We start from the raw sequence: 21,240 nt of genomic DNA, 5'->3' as shown, positions 1-21,240 counted from the left end.
GCTGATGCCGGCTGCGTTCAGCGTTTGAGATATTGACTGAAGTCCACATCCCCAGCCGATAGGATAGCCTGTACCCGGTTGTGAACACCGAGCTTTCTCAGGATCGCGGAGACGTGGGCCTTGACCGTGGTTTCTGCGATGTTGAGGTTGTAGGCAATTTGCTTGTTGGATTCACCCTTGGTCATACGTTCCAGCACCAACAACTGGCGCCTGGTGAGAGAGTTCAGTAGTTCCGGCGAAATCAGGTTCTCATCGCTTCGAGTACGCCGGTGGGAGCTTTCTTTACTGGTGCGGATAATGTCTGATGGCAGGTAAACATTGCCGTTCAGTATCTGCTGGATGGCCTCAGTCATCTGGGCCCGGGGTGAGGACTTGGTGATAAACCCTACCGCGCCATAGGTGATCGCCTGCAGCACTATCTGTTTGTCTTCCTCGGCAGAGACAATCACTACGGGAATGGTGGGTGCTTCGTTACGCAGGGTAATCAGGCCGTTGAGCCCGTGCATGCCGGGCATATTCAGGTCCAGCAGGATCAGGTCCAGGTCGTCATTCTCGCGGGTGATTTCCAGAGCGCTGTCCAGGTCATCGGTTTCGATGATTTCACTGCCTTCGAAACCGGAGGCGATAACGCTGCTGATGGCTTCCCGGAACAGCGGGTGGTCGTCGGCAATCAGAATCTTGTACGCCGCCTCCATGGATGTTTCTGCCTGTTTATTGTCGTCTTCGGTAGTGGTGTCGGATTCATCATAGCGTTTTTCCGACGAGAGTGCGACATCAAGCTCGGTTAACATGGCGGCCTCCTGTGCAGAAGGTGTCTGCATGGGTGCGATCGCCTTCTGTTTATTATTGTGATGATCTCATTACACGCCATATTGGCCTTGGGTTGAATGCGACCATCGCACCAAAAAACAGGCACCAAAGTACTATTCTTGCCGGGCTGCGGGCTTCGTATCGTGTAGTAATGAGCCTACAACCAACAATAACGACCGTCTCCGCATTCTCTCTTGCTGATCCATGGATCAAACAGGCAATGGCCGCACTGCTATGTTTTCTTTTGAGTCTTGCAGGCAGTGTCCATGCCCGGGAAGGAGCGCCTGACCTGCCCGTGCTGTCTGTCAGCGTGTTGCAGTTTGGCACCGCCCACTGGGAGCTCGACCATCTCCTGCATCGGGAGCTGGACCGGGAATATGGCTATCGGCTGGAGTTGAAACCGGTTGCCAACCTGCCGGCCTCCAGGCTGGCGGTCACCAGCGGTTCGGTGCACGGCGCTGTGGCCGATCTGCTGTGGGCACAGTTACGATTCGAGGCCGGCACGCCCTACCTGTACGTGCCGTTCTCCTCCCAGATTGGCGATATCGTCGTCGCTGACAACTCTCCGATTCGCTCGGTGGCGGATCTGGCCGGCAAGCGCATTGGTATTGCGGGCGGGCCGGATAGTAAGGGCTGGATACTGCTCAAGAAGGTGGCTCAGCGCCAGGGAATCAATCTGGAGGAATCCGCCGAACTTCAGTTCGCAGCCCCGCCTCTGTTGAGCCAGGCGCTAAAGCGCGGGCAGGTGGATGTTATCGTTACCTACTGGCATTTTGCGGCCCGCCTGAGGGGCGAGGGCGGCTGGCGATCGGCGTTTGGTATGGCTGACCTGCTCACTGAGCTGGACCTGGATCGCAACCTGCCGGTGCTTGGTTATGTCTTTCCAGAGCTCTGGGCGCGAGACAATGACCCGCTGATGGATCGGTTTGCAGCTTCCCTGCAACAGGCCAAAGCCGAGCTGGCGGAGAGTACATCCTACTGGCAGCGCTTGCGTCCTCTCATGGGAGATCCGGACGACAGTGTTTTCGCAGCACTGCGAGAGGGCTTTGTCGCCGGGACGCCTGCGCCGCAAACGGACCAGAGAATCGCTGACCTACAGCGTTTGATGACCCTCACCGGCGCCGACCCGGACAACCTTATGTCGGCCCATCTGTTTTACCAGAGGCAGCCGTGAAAGGCCAAGCCGGCCGGCCGCCGCTGTGGAGCTACTGGGTAGTCCTGCCGTCGTTTGTCCTGCTCTGGGGGCTCATTGCCTGGCTGCTTCAGTCGCCCCTCTTGCCGACGCCTCTGAACGTGCTCGACACCCTGATTAGTGAATCGGCCACCGGCGAGCTCTGGCATCATCTGGGCGCGACCCTCGGGCGTGTGGTGGTCGCCTTTATTCTGGCCATGATCATCGGTACAGCCATCGGCATCGTCATGGGCCGTTCGCCAACCACCAATGCCCTTTTCGATCCCTTGCTGGTGCTTTTGCTGAACCTGCCGGCCCTGGTCACCATCATCCTCATGTATGTCTGGTTCGGCCTGGTGGAAGTGGCTGCGGTGATGGCAGTTGTGATCAACAAAGTGCCCAACGTGGCGGTTACTGTCCGGGAAGGTGCCCGTAGCCTGGACTATAGGCTCGAGGAAATGGCCACCGTTTACGAGTTCACCCGATGGCAACGATTGCGGGAAGTCTGGGTACCCCAGCTGTTTCCCTATCTCATGGCGGCTACAAGAGGCGGCCTGGCCCTGATCTGGAAAATTGTCCTTGTGGTAGAGCTGCTCGGCCGTTCCAGCGGCGTTGGCTTCCAATTACATATGGCGTTTCAGGTTTTCGACGTGGCCGCCATTCTTGCCTACAGCCTGGCCTTTATCGTTGTGGTTCAACTCATTGAGCTGGCCATTCTCCAGCCCCTCGAACGCCGCGCCAGCCGTTGGCGTCAGCCGGAGGTGGCACATGCTTGAGCTGAGAATAGAGGGTCGCAGTTTTGGCTTGCCGGTGCTTGGGGAGGTGTTCTCTACCATCAACCGCGGTGACCGCATTTGCCTCCTTGGTCCTTCAGGCATTGGCAAAACGACCTTGCTAAACGCCATCGCCGGACTCGATCAGTCGTTGCAAGGTCCTGCTGTTGTTGGAAGAGAAAAGCTGCGGATCGGCTATCTGTTTCAGGAACATCGGTTGCTACCTTGGCGGACCTTGATGGCCAACCTAAAACTTGTGGGTGCCAGCGAGGCAGAAGCTCAGAAACTTCTGACTGACGTTGGACTGCAGGACTATGCCAGTTATTTGCCCGACCAGCTGTCACTTGGCATGGCCCGACGAGCAGCCCTCGCACGCTGCCTGGCAGTAAAACCGGATCTGCTGCTGCTTGATGAGCCCTTTGCCTCTCTGGATCCGGTGATGGCCAGCGACCTGAAACTATTGATCGCCAGCATTCTGGACGACCATCCAGATATGGCCATGATCTGTGTGACGCACGATGGCCAGGATGTGGAAATTTTGGCGAACCGGCTTTGGTATCTAGACGGCAAGCCGGCTCGGTTGCGATGGGATAATCATGTTGGTGTGTCGGGGTTGATTGGGGGGGTGCTCCGGCGGCTTCGTGGCGAATCAGAGGGTGCGTCGTAGTGAAACCTTTTAAACCCCCGGAGGCATTTATGAAACTCCAATACGCTAGAAAATTGACAGTCATGGCCGTGAGTTTTTGGCTGTTGCCTTCGTTTGCCCTGTATGCAGACGAATCGGAACAGCAAATGGGCGTGGCTCGCGAGATGGTTCAAGTGCTTGAGGCCTATGCTGTTTATAAGATGGGCCAGTATGATCTGGCTTTCGAGCGCTACCAGACGCTTGCAGAATCGGGAAGCCACCAGGGAATCTACAATCTGGCGAATATGTACGCGAATGGTTTGGGTGTGGAGCAAAGTGATGCCAAGGCATTCGAGTGGTATTTGAAAGGTGCAAAAGCCGGCGACAGACTATGTATGCATGCAGTGGCACAAGCTTATGCTCAGGGCATAGGCACCGAAGCAGACCCGATCTTGGCCGATTTTTGGCGAGCAAAGGCAGCATTGGAATCTGATGAGTAACGCTGATCTCCCGGGTTATGAGTTTGCCAGTATCCTGGTGCGCTGAGGTTTAAACCCGGCCGTCGCGAGCAGGGATAAGACGACAGTCACCGTTGCTGTAATGCCATAGGCCACCGGATTCCATTCCAGATACAGTGAGAATCGTATCGCTTCAACGGCGTGGGTAAACGGATTGAACTGGCAGATCCAGTACAGCCAGGGACTGGCTTCGTTCATGCGCCAGAGCGGATAGAGCGCCGAGGACATGAAGAACATCGGGAAGATTACGAAGTTCATCACCCCTGCAAAGTTCTCCAACTGTTTGATCCATGTGGCGATCAATAGCCCCAACGCGCCCAGCATCAGGCTGGTAAGAATCAACGCTGGCAATACGGCCAGGTAGCCCCAGAGCGGTGGCTCTACATCCATCAGCAGTGCCAGCAGCAGGAACACATACACCTGGCCGATGGACACCACACCCATGGCCAGCAGTTTGGTCACCAGCAGGAAGGGCCGGGGCAGGGGACTCATCAGCAACACACGCATACTGCCCAATTCCCGGTCGTAGACCATGGACAAGGCGCCCTGCATGCTGTTGAACAGGATGATCATGCCGCACAGCCCGGGGGCAATGTAGGTCTCGTAGGTGATGTAGGTCTGATAGGGCGGGATGATGGAAATGCCCAGTACCGCCCGGAACCCGGCAGCGAATACCACCAGCCAGAGCAGTGGCCGGACCAGGGCGCTGGCGAAGCGGGTGCGCTGCTGCCAGAACCGCAACCATTCTCGTGTCTGGATGCCTACGAAACAATGCCAGTAGTGAGCTGCTTTCATATCAGCCGGCTCCGGTCAGGGAATGGAAGGTTTCGGCCAGGTCCCGGGTGCCGGCGGCTTCGCAGATGGCCTGGCCTTTACCGTCAGCCAGCAACTGGCCCTGGTGCAGGATCAGGACCCGGTCTTCCGCACGGACTTCCTCAATCAGGTGGGTAGCCCAGAGCACGGTCAGGTCGTCTTCCTTGCATAGGGTTCTTACGTGTTCGTTGAGCGCTTTTCGGCTGGCCACGTCAAGGCCCACCGTGGGTTCGTCGAGCAACAACAGCGAGGGTTCATGCAGCAAGGCGCGGGCAATTTCCACCCGCCGTCGGTGGCCGCCGTTGAGCTGGCGGACGGCATCGTTGGCCCGGTCCAGCAGGCTGAAGCGTTCCAGCTCCCGGTCACCCCGAGCCCTGGCTTCCTTGCGGGAAAGGCCATGCAGCGCGGCGTGGTACTGCAGGTTCTGGCGGACGGTCAGATCCAGGTCCAGGGCGTTCTGCTGGAACACCACGCCGATCTGGCGCATGGCATCGGCAGGCTGCTTTTTCAGAGACTGCCCGGCCATGAAGATATCGCCCTGCTGCAGGGCTAGTAGCCGTGTGAGCAGCCCGAACAGGGTTGATTTGCCGGCACCGTTGGGTCCGAGCAAGGCGTGGAAGCGGCCAGAGGTCAGCGCAAAGCTGACCTCCCGGAGCACCGGCTTGTCGCCGTAACGAAAGCTGAGGTTGCTCGCTTCGATGGTCATGAAGTCGGGTCGATGACCACACCCCAGGGGTAGCGGCCTACCTTGATGGACTTGATCACCTTCAGGTCTTCCACATCAATCACGGACACGTCACCGGAGACCCCGTTGGTGGTGTAAAGGTGCTTTTCGTCTTTATCCAGGTCCAACTGCCAAACGCGGCTACCTACCAGAAGATAGTCCAGTACTTCGTAGGACTGGGCGTCTACGACCGCCACATGGTTTGAGGGGCCCAGGGCCACGAAGGCATATTTGCCATCAGAGGTCAGCTCGATACCCACCGGCTGGACCCGATCCGGGCTAACGCCGGGTACCTTGAATGACATCTCGTGGACCTGCTCCAGGTTGTCTACATCAATGATGTGGACGGTACCGCCGATTTCAGCAGAGGCCCAGGCGATTTTACTGTCCTTGCTGAACTCGACATGGCGCGGGCGCTGGCCAACAACGATGTTTTTCTCGATCTCGAAGGTTTCGGTGTTGATCCAGTGCAGCATGCTGGTAGTTTCGGAGGTGTTTACTGCCCACTTACCATCCGGGCTCACCGCCATGCCTTCGGGTTCGATACCCACATCAATCTGGGCCAGGACCTCCTTGGTCTCAACATCCACCACGGTCACGATCGCATCATCTTCGTTGGCGATGTACAAATGTTTGTTGTTAGGGTGCAGGGAAAACTGCTCCGGATCCTCCCCTGAGGGCAAAGTGTCAACAATCTTGCGGGTGGCCAGGTCAAAAACCTGTACGGTATCGTCATCGCTGGCGCAGATGTAGAGCTTGGTGTAGTCCTTGGACAGCAGAATGCCCCGGGGGCGCTGGCCAACATCGATGGTTTCGACCACTTCCTGGGTTTCGGTATCGATGATGGAAAGCGTGTTGTCCTTCTCATTGGAGACATAGGCCAGGCTGGCCAGTGCGGGCGTGGAAAGGCCAATCATGGCAGCCAGTGCCGTTTGCTTGAACAGGGTTCTCATGGGTAACTCCTTCTTGTTTTGAGTACTGCCGCCTCGGCGGTCAGTTGTTGATTCGGCATTTACTTTCCGGCTTGTCGTAACCGAGAGTGTCCATCTCGCTTTCGGGATGCAGGAAGCCTTCAAACGGTGCCTGCGCAACCAGGCCTCTGGGATGCACCAGCGGAATCGGCTGACGGAGTTGGCCATTCCAGTCCCGGAAGGTGAGCTTCCGGCCCTTGAAGCCGGCAAGGTCAAATTTGTCGCTGAACAGGAAGTCTCTGATGGCAGGCGCATCCCCTTCGCTGATGGCTGTCACTGCGGTGCCGATGGCTCGCACTGCAGCCCAGGCCGCGTAGTCTTCGCTGTTCATGTTTCGGCCTGACAGTTCCCGGAACCGGTTCTGAAGCTGGGCAGCGCCCCAGCTTTCCACCACCCGGTGCCAGGCAACCGGTGTCATGCCCTGGGTTCCCACCACCGGGCGCGGCAGCCAGGTGTTGAACGGCACATATTCACCAAAGTCACCCCGGACATCGGCAACGACTACCGCGTCGTAGTCGTCGCCCTGGGTAAACAGGGGCAGTTCCTTTGAAGCGGTCCGGCGCAGATCCGCATCGAAGGTCCAGGGCTTATCTTCAACGATGTCTAATCCAAAACGCTTGCTGGTGCGGCGGAAGGCCTCGGCCCAGGCTTTGTCTTCTGGTGTCGGGCCGGTTATCAGAAACAACTCCTGCCAGCGGCGTTGCTTCAGCCACTGCCCCAGGGCATCCGTCAGCATGGCGTGGCTGGGTATGGTGTGTAACAGGTTAGCGTGGCAGCTGGCGGTCCTCAGGGCATTGTCCCGGGCACCGGCATTAAACAGCAGTGTTTTGTCGTCGGCACTTTCGACAACCTTGCGGAGGGTTTGGCCGGGAATCCGGGTAATGATCAGGTCGATACCGGCGTCCTGCAGTTCGGTAAAGGCGGCCAGGGCAGTCTCTTCAGAATCCGTCACACGGGTTTCCAGAAGATAGTTCTGCCCCAGAAATTTGCCGGAGGTGTTGTTGTCTGCCAGGGCAAGCTCAGTACCTCTCAAACCGGCATCTTCCGGTTCCGGGATGACATTGGAAAGTACCGGCCCCTGATCGGGTACGAACTGCAGGTAACCGATACGAATATCCAGGGCAAACGCGGGTGTGGCTGTTGCTAAGGCGCCGATCAGCGTGCATCGGGTAACGGCTGTCATCAGGGTCTGTCTGATGGAGAGGGTCATGGCATTCTCCGGATTTTTATTGTCCTTCCAGCTTATGGAAGGGAAATCCTCCCGGAAATATTCAGAAAGTAGGAATGTGCCGGTACTAAAGAACTATTCCTGCAAAAAATGGGCGCCGTAGCATGTAGGTAAGGCCTCTAAATACCGCCAGATGGATAACGACATGACCGCCTACCGGAAACTTTCCCTGCTGATGCTGGCCGTTTTCCTGCTTGTATATGCAGTGGGCGGGGTGTTCTACACCCTTCAGGCGAGGGGAGATATTGGGCGGGAACTTGGGTCAGTGATGGAGCTGGCCGCAAGTCTTCCAGCACCAACGCAGCTGGCGCCGGAGCTGGTACCGGAAATGCGGCATCTCAGACCGGTTTCCGTTGGTGAGGCGGTTTTGGGTACCACACGGGAAATGCCGGATTGGTTTTATCGCCTGATGGCAGATGGCATTCCCGCTCAGGCGGTGAACGGCTGGCAGCTGGATCCTGCAGACGAAATTGAAGAAATCTGGGAGAGCTTTGTGCTGATCTCCGCGGCCTTTTTGCTTGGCATGACTCTTTGCTTTGTGGCCCTTGGTTGGGCTATCCGGCAGGGATTGCGGCCCCTGGCGGAGCTTGGCGAGGCTATGGCGAGTGTTGAGCGGGGCCAGCTGGCATCGAGGCTGGGTGCACAGAATCTGCAGGAGGTGAACGACCTGGTGGCGCGCTTCAATACCATGGCGGCTGCCCTGGAGCAGGAGCAGAAAACGGTGCGCGAGCTGATGACGGAACTTTTACGGGTCCAGGATCGGGAGCGTGAACACATAGCCCGGGTTCTGCATGACGACCTGGGTCAGTATCTGACCGGTATTCGCGCCCAGGCGAGGGCATGGCTGTACGACCCGGCGCTGAACAGTGAACAGAAAAAACAGGCCAGTGAACTTGCGCATCATTGCGAAACTGTGCAAAAGCACTTCCGGCACCTGTTGCAGGACTTGCATCCGTTGGTGATGGAGCAGCTGGGACTGAACTCGGCCATAAGCCACCTGGCCGAGCAGTGGCAACAACTCAGTGGCCTTAACTGCCAGTTAGAGCTGGATGAGTGCTTGCCAGATCTGACCGGTGAGCAGCAGACACACCTTTACCGTTTCTTGCAAGAAGCATTAAATAACATTTCCCGACATGCCAAGGCTACACAGGCATCACTGACAGTTGCCCGGTCAAACGGAGCGCTGGAGGTGGTGGTTTGCGATAACGGTCGTGGTACCGGGGATCTGTCGGGCTGTCGCGGTTTGGGGTTGCGTTCGATGCGCGAACGGGCCCGTTGTCTGGGTGGCCGGATGGAACTGTTCAGCCATCTGGGAGAGGGCACCCGGGTATTGCTGGCGATGCCGGCGGCGGGAGCGGGTTCGCCTTCGGCCGGTTCAGGAGGTTAACGAATGAAACTGATGATTGTGGATGATCACCTGGTTGTCCGGCAGGGTATCGCCAACCTGCTGCGCAATCTGTTGCCGGCAGTCGCGATTACTGAGCTGGACAACGGGCAGGATGCCGTTGCCCGATATGGCAGTATTCAACCCGATGTGCTGATGCTCGACATGGGCCTGCCGGATATTTCCGGCCTTGAAGTGGCTCGGCGTATCCGCCAGCGCTGGCGGACTGCGGCCATTCTGTTTTTTACCATGCACGACGAACTACCCATGGTCCGGCAGGCGCTTGATGTGGGCGCGATGGGGTTTGTGTCGAAGAACTGTGCTCCGGAAGAACTGGCTGATGCCGTTCGAAGGGTAGGCGCCGGCCAGCCCTACATTGAACATCCGATTGCGACCCGGCTTGCCTTGAACCGGGAACGCCCTGTGGACCGTCGTCTGCGGGATATGACCCAGCGCGAAATGGAAGTGTTGCTGATGTTTGCCCGTGGTGATGCCGTGGCCAGAATCGCGGAACGCCTGTGCGTTAGCAGCAAAACCGTTTCCAACCATCTGGCGTTACTGAAAAGCAAGTTGCAGGTGGAATCGTCCATCGAACTGGTGCACCTGGCCGTTGATGCCGGGCTGGTGCGTTTCGGGCAGGGGCTTGATGCTGGCAATGCCTGAGCCGGACCCCGCCCTCTCCGGGTGCGCTTACCAGTCAAAGGGGCAGTCTGTGCAGCCTTCCATAAACGTGCCTTCAAAGGTGGCAAAGTGAATCCTTGCCCCGGATAACCGGGCCTTGGCAAGGTTGGCGTGCCCGAACTTGGCTTCCTGGAGGTCTGCTCCGGTCAGGTCTGCTCCTTGCAGGTTTGCTTTGGGCAACCAGGCAATTTCAAAGCTGCTGAACGGTGCCCGGGTATCGGCCAGTGTTGCTCCTGAAAAGCGGGAAAAGGCGAAGTTGGCGCCGGAAATATCCGTTCCGGTGAAGTCCGCTCCCTGGGCAAACAGGTATTCGCCTTGAAGGCCTGGCAGGGTGGCATTACGAACCTTGGCGCCGCGCAGGGATGCCCGGTAGAGCTGTAGCCGGTAGCCTGTGGCATTGTCCAGTTTTGCACCAGTGAGGTTGGCACCCCGAAGGTTTGTGTGGTTGAGGGTGGCACCGGTCAGGTTTGATCCCCGCAAATCTGCGCCGCGAAGGTTCAGGTTTGACAGGTCTGCGGCTCCCAAGTCAGCGCCCGGGCAAGCGGTTTCTGCCTCCAGTTTGCAACCGTTGATCACCGGAACAGTGTCCAGGTGAGCCATGTCATCGTTGGCCATGGCAGGAAAAACAGCCGAGGTCAGGAGGGTTGCTGTGATCCATGATTTCATGTCTGGCTCTCTTTTTTTATGGACATTCTTTGGCATGAAAAGGCCCGGCAATGCCGGGCCTGACAGGCCAGCGCTCAGCGTGAAGCTTGTGCCCATGACGGCAGCTTGAACACCCAGAATGATCCGCCCTGGGAAATCGGTTTGGTCAGCTCAGCCATGTCGCCGCCCCAAAGGGGTACAGCGCCGCCATAGCCGGAGGTGACACCGATGTACTGCTCGCCATCCATTTCCCAGGTGATGGGTGGGGAAATGATTCCGGAGCCGGTCTGGAACTTCCAGAGCTCCTCTCCGGTTTCGGCGTCAAAGGCCTTGAGAAAACCGTCGCCAGTCCCGGTGAATACAAGCCCACCCTTGGTCGTGAGCACACCGGCCCATAACGGCATCTTCTCTTTATGCTCCCACTCGATCTCACCAGTGAGGGGGTTCATCGCTCTCAACACGCCTACGTGGTCATCGTACATGCGCTTGATGCGGAAACCCTGGCCCAGATAAGCAGCCCCTTTCTTGTAGGTGACTTCTTCAGTCCAGTAGTCTTCTTTCCAGTGGTTGGCGGGAATGTAGAACAGGCCAGTGTCCTGGCTGTAAGCCATCGGGTTCCAGTTCTTGCCGCCCAGGAAGGGCGGTGATACTTCAATGGCTTCGCCCCGGGTTTCACCTTCCGGAACAGGGGGTGGCCGCTGGCCTTTGACTTCAATAGGGCGACCGTTCTTGTCGATACCCTTTGCCCAGGTGATGTTGTCCACAAACGGAAAGCCTTTCAGAAATTCGCCGTTGGTGCGGTCCACCACATAGAAAAAGCCGTTGCGGTCGGCGTGGGCAGTGGCTTTGACCTGCTCTCCGCCTTCGGTGTACTCAAACAGTACCAACTCGTTGTTACCGGAGAAGTCCCAGGCATCGTTGGGGGTATGCTGGTAGAACCATTTCACCTCGCCGGTGGTTGGGTCTACGCCAACCTGTCCTGATGTGTATAGGTTGTCGTAATCGGCCGGATCTCCACCGGGCGCTGTTCTGGCCCAGGTATTCCAGGGGGCCGGGTTGCCGGCACCGATGATGATGGTATTGGTTTCCGGGTCAAAACTGGCGCTTTGCCAGGGCGCTCCGCCGCCGTGGCTCCAGGCTTCTACCTTGCCGGTCGGGCTGTTGGGGTCATCCGGCCAGCTGGGAGCCCTGGGGTCGCCGGTGGGGGTGCTTTTCTCGCCATTGAGGCGCCCGTAATGGCCTTCAACGAAGGGACGCATCCAGACTTCCTCACCGGTGTCCGGATCCCGGGCGAAGAGTTTGCCCACCACACCGAACTCGTCTCCGGAAGAGCCGTGGATCAGCAGAACCTTTCCGGTTTTCTGGTCTTTCACCAGCGTCGGGGCGCCGGTCATGGTGTAGCCTTCTTCGTGGTCAGCGAACTTCTTGCGCCAGGCGATTTTCCCGGTGTCTTTATTCAGGGCCACAATGCCCGCATCCAGAGTGCCGAAGAAAACCTTGTCGCCAAAAATGGCAGCGCCGCGGTTCACCACATCACAGCAGGGCCGAATGCCTTCCGGCAGACGATGGTTGTATTCCCATAGCCGTTCCCCGGTTTTTGCATCGAGTGCATACAGCCGGGAGTAGGAGCCGGTAACGTAGATCACGCCGTCGTGTACCAGCGCCTGAGACTCCTGGCCCCGTTGTTTTTCATCCCCGAACGAGAATGACCAGGCGGGAACCAGCCTCTCGATATTGTCCTTGTTGATGGTTGTCATCGGGCTGTAGCGCTGGGCCTTGGGGCCGATACCATAACCCAGAACATCCTGGGTGGTTTCGGCGTCGTTTACGATGTCTTCCCAGCTCACTTCTTTTGCCTGAGTGGTCATGCTTAAGGCGCCCGCAGTCCCCATCGCCAGGGCCAGGCTGATGCCCCTGATCAGTGGATGTTGTCGACGATTCATATTCCTTCCCCTTGATTGTTGTTGTGAGCAGCGCGTTAAGAACGCTGACGTTCCAAGTATTGGCAAATGCCCGGTAGTCCGGCGACGGAAAATGACAGGTGATGTTCGGGAAAATGTCAGAAATTATCGGGAAAATTTCCCGGATGATGGGTTTCTTGCTGAAAAATGGCTGGATTTTCGGTTTCAGGATGCTGCCTTGTGCTTTCGCCTTCGCCCGGATCGTGTACTACCAAGGAACTAAGCCGGAAACCCCAAAGTGGCATTCGGAACAGCGGTACAGGTTCTTAGACTGTCTGGCAGTGAGTTGGCAACCGACAAATCCAATAGCCAACACTGGGGCAACCAAATAGAGGTAGCAACAATGACAATGCCTATTTCAATCAGACCGCTTATTGCCATCGTGCTGGCAGGTGCTGCCGGTTTGGCCATGGCTCATGGCAACGTGACACCACAGCCGGTAAACACCGGTAACCTGCCTTCTCTTGGCGACGAAGTGCGTATGGAGAACCCGTTCCGTGAAGGAAATGAGTTGAGTGAGTACTACAGTGAAGCCGTGAAAGTGGGCGAAAGCGCCTATGCCGGCAACTGTGCCAGTTGCCATGGTATTCGTGCCATGTCGGGCGGGCTGACGCCGGACCTGCGGGAGCTGACGGAGTGGGATGACGAGTACTTTATTACCCGGGTGCGTAACGGTACCGACCGGGGTATGCCGTCCTGGAAGAAAAGCCTGGATCAGAACGCAATGTGGGCCATCCGGACCTATGTTGAGTCTCTGCCCAAGCCTGAATAACGCCATGATTGTCCAGATGCTCTGAACATAGCCGGCCCTGTGCCGGCTCGCTGTCGTTGGGGGAACCAATAATGAAAACAATTCTATCCTTTCTGGTCTCTGTGCTCTTGTCGCTGCCCGTGGTGGCCCAGGAGGTTAACGATGGTAACGAGCTGCTGAACCGGCCGGCGGATCGCACTTACGACATCGTTCTGGATTCCGGTTACCTGAAAGTGGGGGTATATCGGGACTTTCCTCCCTACTCCTATGAGGTGGATGGGCAGCCCCGGGGTATTGATGTGGAACTAGGGAAGCTGATTGCACAGGAAATGGGTGTCGAGTTCCGAGTGCACTGGATCATCCCGGACGAAGAGCTGGGAGATGACCTGCGCAACAACGTGTGGAAAGGCCACTACCTGGACAAGCAGCGGCTGGCGGACGTGATGATGCGGGTGCCTTACGACAAGCAGTACGCCTACATGCAGGATTCCACCGGTGAATACATCAATGAGCAGGTGGTGCTGTTCGGCCCCTACCAGCAGGAAACCTGGCAAATTGCCTATAACCCGGAAAAGCTCGATACCGTCGATACCGTGGCGGTGTTCCAGTACCACCCCATCGGTGTTGAGATTGATACCTTGCCGGATTTCTATCTGAGTTCCGCGTTGCAGGGGCGAATGCGCAACCAGGTGCGCCACTACCCCAACGTCAGGGCAGCGTTTGAAGCCATGCGCAATGGCGAGGTCAGTGCCGTTATGGGGATGCGAGCAGAAATCCACCATGAGCTGGCAAAGCCTGAGAATGAGGCCTTTATGCAGGCCCAGAATGGTTTCCCGGGGTTGATGAAGCAGGTCTGGGATGTGGGAATGGCGGTCAAGCATACCCACCGTCAGCTGGGTTATGCCATTGAGGGAATTGTTAATCGACTGGTTACCGAGGGAACCCTTAGTGAGGCTTTCACCGGAATGGAGCTTGCTTACAGCGTGCCGGGCTATTACCGGGATTTCCTGAGTGAGGAAGCCATTGCGCAGGCAGAAGGCCAGAAATAGGGCGGGTCTTACTACCAAGTGATGAGAAAACCTGTCCGTGGGGGCAATTGTTGAGTTTGCGAGGTTTGCGAAAAATCAACGCAGGGTCGGGAAAACTTCCCGGTTCGGCTCGAAACTGACAACAAGAGACTTGGAGAGCGCAACCATGAGATCGAACAAATTCGGGATTCGCATTGCCGCCAGTGCACTGGCACTGGCCGTATCCTGCGGGGCCCATGCGGTAACCGATGAAGATATTCTGAAAGACGCCGAAACCACCGACGACATCGTTAGCTATGGCATGGGCCTCCAGGGCCAGCGCTTCAGCCCGCTGACGGACCTGAATACCGACAATGTAAAACACCTGCAGCCGGTGTGGGGCTTTGCCTTTGGTGGTGAGAAAATGAGGGGGCAGGAATCCCAGCCCATGATCAAGGACGGCGTGATGTATGTAACGGCTTCCTATTCCCGTGTCTATGCCATTGATGTGAAGACCGGTGAGGAAATCTGGCAGTACGATGCCCGGCTGCCGGATGGCATCATGCCTTGCTGCGACGTGGTTAACCGGGGTGTGGCGCTGTATAACGACAAGGTGATCTTCGGCACCCTGGACGCAAAGCTGGTGGCGCTGAATAAAGACACCGGCAAGCCCATGTGGATCAAGAAAGTAGCTGATTACCAGGCAGGTTATGCCATCACAGCTGCACCACTGATTGTTAAGGGCAAAGTGATCACCGGCGTATCCGGCGGTGAATTCGGTATTGTGGGTAAGGTAGAGGCCTACGACGCTAACACTGGTGACCTGATGTGGACCCGTCCGACCGTTGAAGGCCACATGGGGTACGTCTACAAAGACGGCAAGAAAATCGAGAGCGGTATTTCTGGTGGTAAAGCCGGACAGACCTGGCCGGGCGATATGTGGAAAAATGGTGGTGCTGCAACCTGGCTGGGCGGCACCTACGATGAAGAGACCGACTCTCTGTTCTTTGGCACAGGCAACCCGGCTCCCTGGAACTCTCATCTGCGCCCGGGCGACAATCTGTTCTCGTCTTCACGCCTGGCCATTGATCCTGATGATGGCAGCATCAAGTGGCACTTCCAGACCACGCCCCATGACGGCTGGGATTACGATGGCGTGAACGAGTTGATCTCGTTTGATCTTAAGGAAAACGGCAAGACCATCAAAGCGGCGGCTACTGCTGACCGTAACGGCTTCTTCTACGTGCTTAACCGCGAGAACGGTGATTTCATTCGCGGCTTCCCGTTTGTCGACAAGATCACCTGGGCTGAAGGCCTGGATCCGGAAACCGGCCGGCCGATCTTTGCCGAAAACGGTCGCCCTGGTGACCCCTCGAACTCTGAGGCAGGCAAGGGTGAAACGGTTGTGGCCCAACCGGCCTTCCTGGGAGGCAAGAACTGGATGCCCATGGCCTACAGCCCGGAAACCGAGCTCTTCTACGTACCGTCGAACGAGTGGTCGATGGACATCTGGAACGAGCCAGTTTCCTATAAGAAGGGCGCGGCTTTCATGGGTGCTGGCTTCACCATCAAGCCCGCGAATGAAGACTATATCGGCGTGCTCCGGGCCATGGATCCGAAAACTGGTGAGGAAGTCTGGCGCTACGAGAACCCGGCCCCTCTTTGGGGTGGCGTAATGACCACTGCGGGAGACCTGGTGTTCACAGGAACCCCGGAAGGCTACCTGAAAGCCTTTGATGCGAAGACCGGCGAAGAACTCTACAAGTTCAATACCGGTTCAGGCGTGGTTGGTACACCGGTCACCTGGACCATGGATGGCGAACAGTACGTGTCTGTCCTCTCTGGCTGGGGTGGTGCTGTACCCCTTTGGGGCGGGGAAGTGGCCAAGGTGGTCAAGGATTTCAACCAGGGTGGTATGGTCTGGACGTTCAAGCTGCCCAAGGATCGTGTTGCCGCTAAATAAGCTGAGTTGAGTGTCTCTTCGGGCTGCCTGCGGGTGGCCCTTTTTTTATCTTTGCGATTGCTGGCACCCCGGCTTCTACTACCAAGGTACCAGTGGTTCCCCTCCAACGAATCATTCACGAATCAGCGTGTGGCGACTACATTGAATACGTAAACGCGAAAGGCCGCGTTGCCAAGCGACAAACACAACAAAGAGGTCAACGTCATGATCTACGCACAACCCGGTAAGGAAGGCTCCGTTGTTTCATTCAAATCCCGCTACGAGAACTACATTGGCGGTGAATGGGTAGCGCCGGTAAAAGGCCAGTATTTCGAAAATATCACGCCGGTCACCGGCGAGGTTTTCTGTGAAATTCCGCGTTCCAGCGCTGAAGACATCGATCTGGCGCTGGACGCCGCCCACAAGGCCGCGCCGGCCTGGGGCAAAACATCCCCTACAGAGCGTTCCAACATCCTGCTTAAAATTGCTGATCGTATCGAGGCCAATCTCGAAAAGCTGGCGGTGGCGGAGACCTGGGACAACGGCAAGGCCGTTCGTGAAACCCTGAATGCCGACATCCCGCTGGCGGCTGACCACTTCCGTTACTTCGCAGGCTGCCTGCGTGCCCAGGAAGGTCACATGGGTGAGATCGACCACAACACCGTCGCTTATCATTTCCATGAACCGCTGGGCGTGGTTGGTCAGATTATCCCCTGGAACTTCCCGCTGCTGATGGCGGCCTGGAAGCTGGGCCCATGCCTGGCCGCCGGTAACTGCACCGTGCTGAAACCCGCCGAGCAGACCCCGGCCAGCATTCTGGTACTGATGGAAATTATTGGTGATTTGTTGCCACCAGGCGTGATCAACATTGTAAATGGCTACGGCATCGAAGCCGGCCAGGCGCTGGCCACCAGTAAGCGTATTGCCAAGATCGCCTTTACCGGTTCCACGCCGGTTGGTTCGCATATCCTCAAGTGCGCGGCGGAAAACATTATCCCGTCTACGGTGGAGTTGGGTGGCAAGTCGCCGAATATCTACTTCTCGGATGTGATGAAGGCAGAGCCGGAGTTCATCGACAAGTGTGTGGAAGGCCTGGTGCTGGCATTCTTCAACCAGGGGGAGATCTGTACCTGCCCATCCCGGGCCCTGGTCCAGGAAGACATGTATGAGGAGTTCATGCAGAAGGTTATTCAGCGCACCAAGGCCATTAAACGCGGCAATCCGCTGGATACCGACGTTCAGGTGGGTGCTCAGGCCTCCAAGGAGCAGTTCGACAAGATCATGTCGTACATGGAAATCGGTCGCCAGGAAGGCGCGGTGGTGCTGACCGGCGGTGACCGTGAGCATCTGGAAGGCGAGTTCAACAACGGCTTTTACATCCAGCCGACCCTGCTCAAGGGCGACAACAAGATGCGGGTGTTCCAGGAAGAAATCTTCGGGCCGGTGGTGGGTGTCACCACCTTCAAAACCGAGGAAGAAGCCCTGGCAATCGCCAACGATACCGAGTTCGGCCTGGGTGCCGGCGTCTGGACTCGCGATACCAACCTGGCTTATCGGATGGGGCGTAATATTCAGGCCGGTCGGGTATGGATGAACTGTTACCACGCGTATCCGGCTCATGCAGCCTTCGGTGGTTACAAGAAATCCGGTATCGGCCGTGAAACCCATAAGATGGCGCTGGAGCACTATCAGCAGACCAAGTGCATGTTGACCAGCTACGACGCCAACCCTCTCGGGTTCTTCTGATCTGCAAGCGGCAGTTGGGGCTCATCCACACGGGTCCCGTTTCGTGTGACCGCACAGGGACGGTGCACATTGTTGGCCTGGCATTTGTCAGGTAGCTCCTTCGAGAGCGCGGGATCTTTCTACACTCTCTTTAGGCCCTTCCCAGGGCCTTTTTTATTCCTCTATTTTTACAGCCGTTTACGCTACAGTGAGGGAGACTTCGTAAATTATATTTTTTGGCTGAGGCTGACCGCCGGCGCACTGGCGTTTACTTTGGCCGCTGATTCGAGGAGGGCATATGTTCAAAGGTATTCTGATCGAAGGCAGCCGGGGCGACCAGCAGGTGTCCCTGAAGTCCATAGATGAAGCGCAGTTACCGGAAGGCGACGTGACTGTGGGTGTGGCATACAGCACCCTGAACTACAAGGACGCTCTGGCCATTACCGGTCGTGCGCCCATTGCCAAGACCTATCCGATGGTGCCGGGTATCGATCTGGCCGGTGTGGTTACTGAATCGTCCAATCCCGACTTCAAGGCCGGAGACGAAGTGGTGCTGAACGGCTGGGGTGTGGGTGAGAAACATTGGGGCGGCCTGGCCCAGAAAGCCCGGTTGTCCGGCGACTGGCTGATCCCCTTACAAGCTCCGTTCACGGCTCGTCAGGCCATGGCCATTGGTACCGCCGGTTACACCGCCATGCTGTGTGTCATCGCCCTGGAGAAGCACGGCGTGAAGCCTGGGTCTGGCGATATTCTGGTGACTGGTGCCACCGGTGGTGTTGGCAGTGTGGCCGTCGCCATTCTGGCCAAGCTGGGTTACTCCGTGACCGCGGTGACTGGCCGAAAGGAAGAAGAAGCTTATCTGAAGTCGCTGGGCGCCAAACAGATTATGGATCGCGCTGAGCTGAGTGAACCGGGTAAACCCCTCGCACGCGAGACCTGGGCCGGGGCCATCGATGTGGCTGGTGGCCAGGTGCTGGCGAATGTCTGCGCCGGTATGAAATACCAGGGTGTGGTCGCGGCCTGCGGCCTGGCTGCCGGCATGGACTTCCCGTCCACCGTGGCACCGTTCATCCTGCGCGGCGTGACCCTGTGTGGCATCGACAGTGTGATGGCCCCGAAAGCAGACCGCCTTTACGCGTGGAAACGACTGGCCGAGGACCTGTCCCCGGAGCTGCTCGACAGTATGATCACCGAAGTGGCCTTCGATGATGCCATCGATGCGGCCAGCCGTCTCATGGACGGCAAGATCCGCGGTCGTATCGTTATCCCCGTAGCGGGGTGATTCAGGCCCCGGCCGCGTCCGTGGCCAGAATCCGTGCCTGCTTTTGTTGCTGCTTGTTGCGGACAATAGCATCCACGCACTGGTTCTGGTCGCGGAGAATCACCACGCATTCCAAGCACTGGATACACTCGTCATAATCGATCCGGCCATCCTTGCGAATGGCGTTGATGCCACAGGCATTCTTGCAGTGCTGGCAGGGTTGTCCGCAACGGTCAACCCGCTCCAGCCAGCTGAAAATCCGGAATTTACCCAATACCGCCAGGCCTGCCCCCAGGGGGCACAGGTAACGGCAGTAAAACTTGTGGATAAACATCCCCACCGCCAGCAGTGCCACCGCATAGACCACAAACGGCCAGTAGCGCACGAAGAACAACGTGATGCTGGTTTTGAAGGGTTCCACTTCAGATAGCTGTTCCGCCAGCGTCAGCGAATAAAACGAAGCAATAACGATGGCCAGCAGCACCGGGTACTTGATCAGAATCAGCTTCCGGTGCCAGCGCTCCGGTACCTTGATCTGCCGGAACCGGAGTTTCTGGCCCAGCCAGGAGGCCATCTCCTGCAGCACGCCAAACGGGCACAGCCAGCCACAGAACACCCCCCGACCCCAGATGAAAAGGGTTACGAACGTGTAGGTCCAGAGGATAAAGATCACCGGGTCCAGCAGGAACATGTTCAGGCTGAAACCATCCTTGATGGCCAGCAGTAAGGTGTAGATATTCACCACCGACAACTGGCCCTGGGCGTAGAAGCCGATAAAGAACAGGGTGAAGAACAGGAAGCCCCAGCGGAACCGGTGAACCAGCTTCGGATGCCGGGTCAGGGTTTTCTGGCGGGCGAAGAAAATCGTCAGCACTGTGAGGCTCAGCACCAGCAAGGTAATCTGCCACCAGCGCTCCTTCCAGAGCCCGACCCACATGGGCGCCCGTGACTGCTCCGGCCCGGCGGCAATATCTACCGTCTCAAACAGTTCCTCCGGGAAGGTAACAGGCAGATCGAAGCGGGCGGTGTCCACCACCAGATGGTTGCGGGCCAACACGGTATTCAGGGTCAGTGTGGATTCGACCCCGGGGTTAAACCCGGCGTTGCCGCCCACCCGGAACAGGTTAACCGCCGTCATCTCCGGCACACCGGCAGCGGCGAAGCTTTGGCCGGCTTCCAGCCAGTTGAGGTCTCGCATCTCGACAGACAGCTGATTCTGGCTCAGACCAAACCGGTCCGGAGTGCTGCCCGGCACAAAGTCCGTGCCAATGTGGGGGTAACGGCCGCGCGACATGATCAGCATCACCTTGCCGTTGTCGCCAAGGCGCTCCCGGAAGGCCTGGTATCGCTCCTCTCCCAGCAGGTTGCGTCCAACCATAGGGGAGTTCATATAGGCCAGATAGAGTTCCGAAAAAGCCTCGCCGTCATCGGGCTCAAGGTTGCCAGGATAATCCGACAGTGGTCGGCCCAGTTGCTGTTCCACATCCGCAGCCGTGACCTCGATGCGGGTGACGTAACCCCGCTCCAGCAGTTGCTCCCAGGTAAGCGGTTCGTATAGGTCCTGGCGGGCACGGGTGGGGGCAGCCTGGGCAAAGCCCTCGAGCTTGTTGCGGGCTACCTGCAAGGCGGAGGATAGCACCGAATCGTTGATGATCAGAACTGACACCGTGGCCTTGCTGACGCCATCAAAGTACACCACATTGCCGGAGGAGGTCCGGCCCGAACGGCCCGAGGAACTCACCACAATCTGCTCCGTCAGTGCGCGACCCTGGTATTGATCGACAAACTCGTAGAGCGATTCTTCACCCAGGCCATAAAGGAATACCGGCTCGTGGTGGTGCAGTACCCGCACGCCGGTGAAACGGCCCCGTGTATCCAGACCGATCATCATGGTAATCGGCTTGCCGGCAAAGCCCGGCAGTTTGCTGAAGTCTGTTGAAACGTAGGCGTAACCCAGCAGTTCCTGGAGCTGGTAAACCGGATACACCGGGAAATCCGCCAGTTGCTCTTCGATAATGGTGGCCGAGGGAAACAGTTCCTGGATGATCTGCCGGGTGTCGTCGGAAAGTTCTGCCCGCAAGGGCGTTGCAGCCAGACAACAAAGCAGTAGCGAGAGCAGAATTCGCCCGGCCATGGTGGTCTCCTGAAGTTATTATTGTCCTTCTCCCATGCTAGGCCGCTGGGGGCTTGGCTCAATTCAACCTCGGGGGCAAACGATTGCTACTTTCAGCCGGCGGAAAACAGTTCCAA

19 protein-coding genes are annotated in these 21,240 nt (G+C 57.5%); 11 read left to right on the top strand and 8 right to left on the bottom strand.

Annotation, left to right across the window (positions count from 1 at the left end):
- Positions 1-17: 17 nt before the first annotated feature.
- Entirely contained in the window at positions 18-695 is a 678-nt protein-coding gene (locus AC13DJ_RS07975) for a response regulator (RefSeq protein WP_482933619.1), read from the bottom strand.
- A gap of 335 nt (positions 696-1,030) precedes the next feature.
- Between AC13DJ_RS07975 and AC13DJ_RS07970 the strand changes: the two genes are divergently transcribed.
- The 4 genes from AC13DJ_RS07970 to AC13DJ_RS07955 are packed head-to-tail and all read left to right on the top strand — an operon-like array spanning position 1,031 to position 3,879.
- Positions 1,031-1,984, top strand: coding sequence for an ABC transporter substrate-binding protein (locus tag AC13DJ_RS07970; RefSeq protein ID WP_482933585.1), 954 nt, complete (start codon positions 1,031-1,033; stop codon positions 1,982-1,984).
- Complete coding sequence (locus AC13DJ_RS07965; RefSeq protein ID WP_482933584.1) at positions 1,981-2,757, top strand: ABC transporter permease; 777 nt, start codon at positions 1,981-1,983, stop codon at positions 2,755-2,757. Before AC13DJ_RS07970 ends, AC13DJ_RS07965 begins: the two co-directional genes overlap by 4 nt.
- Positions 2,750-3,421 (top strand): ATP-binding cassette domain-containing protein, encoded by a 672-nt coding sequence (locus AC13DJ_RS07960; RefSeq protein ID WP_305896373.1) that lies wholly within the window; start codon positions 2,750-2,752, stop codon positions 3,419-3,421. Before AC13DJ_RS07965 ends, AC13DJ_RS07960 begins: the two co-directional genes overlap by 8 nt.
- Positions 3,422-3,450: 29 nt before the next feature.
- Positions 3,451-3,879, top strand: coding sequence for a tetratricopeptide repeat protein (locus AC13DJ_RS07955; protein ID WP_286816414.1), 429 nt, complete (start codon positions 3,451-3,453; stop codon positions 3,877-3,879).
- Positions 3,880-3,894: 15 nt separating this feature from the next.
- Here the strand turns inward: AC13DJ_RS07955 and AC13DJ_RS07950 are convergent, their stop codons facing one another.
- Genes AC13DJ_RS07950 through AC13DJ_RS07935 form a run of 4 tightly spaced genes read right to left on the bottom strand, consistent with a single transcriptional unit; the run spans position 3,895 to position 7,615 of the window.
- Positions 3,895-4,692 carry an ABC transporter permease gene (locus AC13DJ_RS07950; RefSeq protein WP_482933583.1) on the bottom strand — a complete coding sequence of 266 codons (798 nt, stop codon included), beginning with the start codon at positions 4,690-4,692 and terminating at the stop codon, positions 3,895-3,897.
- 1 nt (position 4,693) lies between these two features.
- Positions 4,694-5,416 (bottom strand): ABC transporter ATP-binding protein, encoded by a 723-nt coding sequence (locus AC13DJ_RS07945; protein WP_114334590.1) that lies wholly within the window; start codon positions 5,414-5,416, stop codon positions 4,694-4,696.
- Entirely contained in the window at positions 5,413-6,387 is a 975-nt protein-coding gene (locus AC13DJ_RS07940; RefSeq protein ID WP_058341846.1) for a YVTN family beta-propeller repeat protein, read from the bottom strand. Before AC13DJ_RS07940 ends, AC13DJ_RS07945 begins: the two co-directional genes overlap by 4 nt.
- Positions 6,388-6,427: 40 nt before the next feature.
- Positions 6,428-7,615 (bottom strand): ABC transporter substrate-binding protein, encoded by a 1,188-nt coding sequence (locus tag AC13DJ_RS07935; protein ID WP_247060371.1) that lies wholly within the window; start codon positions 7,613-7,615, stop codon positions 6,428-6,430.
- Between the two features lie 163 nt (positions 7,616-7,778).
- Here AC13DJ_RS07935 and AC13DJ_RS07930 point away from each other — a divergent pair, with 163 nt between their 5' ends.
- Positions 7,779-9,020 (top strand): sensor histidine kinase, encoded by a 1,242-nt coding sequence (locus tag AC13DJ_RS07930; protein WP_482933582.1) that lies wholly within the window; start codon positions 7,779-7,781, stop codon positions 9,018-9,020.
- A gap of 3 nt (positions 9,021-9,023) precedes the next feature.
- Positions 9,024-9,680, top strand: a complete 657-nt coding sequence (locus AC13DJ_RS07925; protein WP_058341844.1) for a response regulator — start codon at positions 9,024-9,026, stop codon at positions 9,678-9,680.
- 27 nt (positions 9,681-9,707) lie between these two features.
- Here the strand turns inward: AC13DJ_RS07925 and AC13DJ_RS07920 are convergent, their stop codons facing one another.
- Together AC13DJ_RS07920 and AC13DJ_RS07915 are read right to left on the bottom strand one after the other, a co-directional pair.
- Positions 9,708-10,364 carry a pentapeptide repeat-containing protein gene (locus tag AC13DJ_RS07920; protein ID WP_482933581.1) on the bottom strand — a complete coding sequence of 219 codons (657 nt, stop codon included), beginning with the start codon at positions 10,362-10,364 and terminating at the stop codon, positions 9,708-9,710.
- Positions 10,365-10,438: 74 nt separating this feature from the next.
- Positions 10,439-12,286, bottom strand: a complete 1,848-nt coding sequence (locus AC13DJ_RS07915) for a methanol/ethanol family PQQ-dependent dehydrogenase (RefSeq protein ID WP_482933580.1) — start codon at positions 12,284-12,286, stop codon at positions 10,439-10,441.
- Positions 12,287-12,647: 361 nt separating this feature from the next.
- Here AC13DJ_RS07915 and pedF point away from each other — a divergent pair, with 361 nt between their 5' ends.
- The 5 genes from pedF (at position 12,648) to acuI (ending at position 19,011) form a co-directional block, all read left to right on the top strand.
- Positions 12,648-13,076, top strand: coding sequence for a cytochrome c-550 PedF (pedF, locus tag AC13DJ_RS07910; RefSeq protein ID WP_114334743.1), 429 nt, complete (start codon positions 12,648-12,650; stop codon positions 13,074-13,076).
- Positions 13,077-13,147: 71 nt separating this feature from the next.
- Positions 13,148-14,104: a substrate-binding periplasmic protein gene (locus AC13DJ_RS07905; protein ID WP_482933579.1), complete on the top strand. Its 957-nt coding sequence runs from the start codon at positions 13,148-13,150 to the stop codon at positions 14,102-14,104.
- Positions 14,105-14,249: 145 nt separating this feature from the next.
- Positions 14,250-16,025: a PQQ-dependent methanol/ethanol family dehydrogenase gene (locus AC13DJ_RS07900; protein ID WP_482933578.1), complete on the top strand. Its 1,776-nt coding sequence runs from the start codon at positions 14,250-14,252 to the stop codon at positions 16,023-16,025.
- A 204-nt stretch (positions 16,026-16,229) separates the two neighbouring features.
- Positions 16,230-17,750: an acetaldehyde dehydrogenase ExaC gene (gene exaC / locus AC13DJ_RS07895; RefSeq protein WP_482933577.1), complete on the top strand. Its 1,521-nt coding sequence runs from the start codon at positions 16,230-16,232 to the stop codon at positions 17,748-17,750.
- Between the two features lie 277 nt (positions 17,751-18,027).
- Positions 18,028-19,011 (top strand): acrylyl-CoA reductase (NADPH), encoded by a 984-nt coding sequence (acuI, locus tag AC13DJ_RS07890; protein WP_482933576.1) that lies wholly within the window; start codon positions 18,028-18,030, stop codon positions 19,009-19,011.
- Between the two features lies 1 nt (position 19,012).
- Here the strand turns inward: acuI and AC13DJ_RS07885 are convergent, their stop codons facing one another.
- Positions 19,013-21,124 (bottom strand): 4Fe-4S binding protein, encoded by a 2,112-nt coding sequence (locus AC13DJ_RS07885; protein WP_482933575.1) that lies wholly within the window; start codon positions 21,122-21,124, stop codon positions 19,013-19,015.
- Positions 21,125-21,240 lie beyond the last annotated feature (116 nt).

Source organism: Marinobacter sp. L-46 (genome assembly GCF_056859535.1).
This window is presented reverse-complemented; position numbering and strand designations above follow the sequence as displayed.

Coding starts and splice junctions, on each gene's coding strand:
- AC13DJ_RS07975 (WP_482933619.1), bottom strand. CDS start 695: ATGGAGGCGGCGTACAAGATTCTGATTGCCGACGACCACCCGCTGTTC.
- AC13DJ_RS07970 (WP_482933585.1), top strand. CDS start 1,031: ATGGCCGCACTGCTATGTTTTCTTTTGAGTCTTGCAGGCAGTGTCCAT.
- AC13DJ_RS07960 (WP_305896373.1), top strand. CDS start 2,750: ATGCTTGAGCTGAGAATAGAGGGTCGCAGTTTTGGCTTGCCGGTGCTT.
- AC13DJ_RS07955 (WP_286816414.1), top strand. CDS start 3,451: ATGAAACTCCAATACGCTAGAAAATTGACAGTCATGGCCGTGAGTTTT.
- AC13DJ_RS07950 (WP_482933583.1), bottom strand. CDS start 4,692: ATGAAAGCAGCTCACTACTGGCATTGTTTCGTAGGCATCCAGACACGA.
- AC13DJ_RS07945 (WP_114334590.1), bottom strand. CDS start 5,416: ATGACCATCGAAGCGAGCAACCTCAGCTTTCGTTACGGCGACAAGCCG.
- AC13DJ_RS07940 (WP_058341846.1), bottom strand. CDS start 6,387: ATGAGAACCCTGTTCAAGCAAACGGCACTGGCTGCCATGATTGGCCTT.
- AC13DJ_RS07935 (WP_247060371.1), bottom strand. CDS start 7,615: ATGACCCTCTCCATCAGACAGACCCTGATGACAGCCGTTACCCGATGC.
- AC13DJ_RS07930 (WP_482933582.1), top strand. CDS start 7,779: ATGACCGCCTACCGGAAACTTTCCCTGCTGATGCTGGCCGTTTTCCTG.
- AC13DJ_RS07925 (WP_058341844.1), top strand. CDS start 9,024: ATGAAACTGATGATTGTGGATGATCACCTGGTTGTCCGGCAGGGTATC.
- AC13DJ_RS07920 (WP_482933581.1), bottom strand. CDS start 10,364: ATGAAATCATGGATCACAGCAACCCTCCTGACCTCGGCTGTTTTTCCT.
- AC13DJ_RS07915 (WP_482933580.1), bottom strand. CDS start 12,286: ATGAATCGTCGACAACATCCACTGATCAGGGGCATCAGCCTGGCCCTG.
- pedF (WP_114334743.1), top strand. CDS start 12,648: ATGACAATGCCTATTTCAATCAGACCGCTTATTGCCATCGTGCTGGCA.
- AC13DJ_RS07905 (WP_482933579.1), top strand. CDS start 13,148: ATGAAAACAATTCTATCCTTTCTGGTCTCTGTGCTCTTGTCGCTGCCC.
- AC13DJ_RS07900 (WP_482933578.1), top strand. CDS start 14,250: ATGAGATCGAACAAATTCGGGATTCGCATTGCCGCCAGTGCACTGGCA.
- exaC (WP_482933577.1), top strand. CDS start 16,230: ATGATCTACGCACAACCCGGTAAGGAAGGCTCCGTTGTTTCATTCAAA.
- acuI (WP_482933576.1), top strand. CDS start 18,028: ATGTTCAAAGGTATTCTGATCGAAGGCAGCCGGGGCGACCAGCAGGTG.
- AC13DJ_RS07885 (WP_482933575.1), bottom strand. CDS start 21,124: ATGGCCGGGCGAATTCTGCTCTCGCTACTGCTTTGTTGTCTGGCTGCA.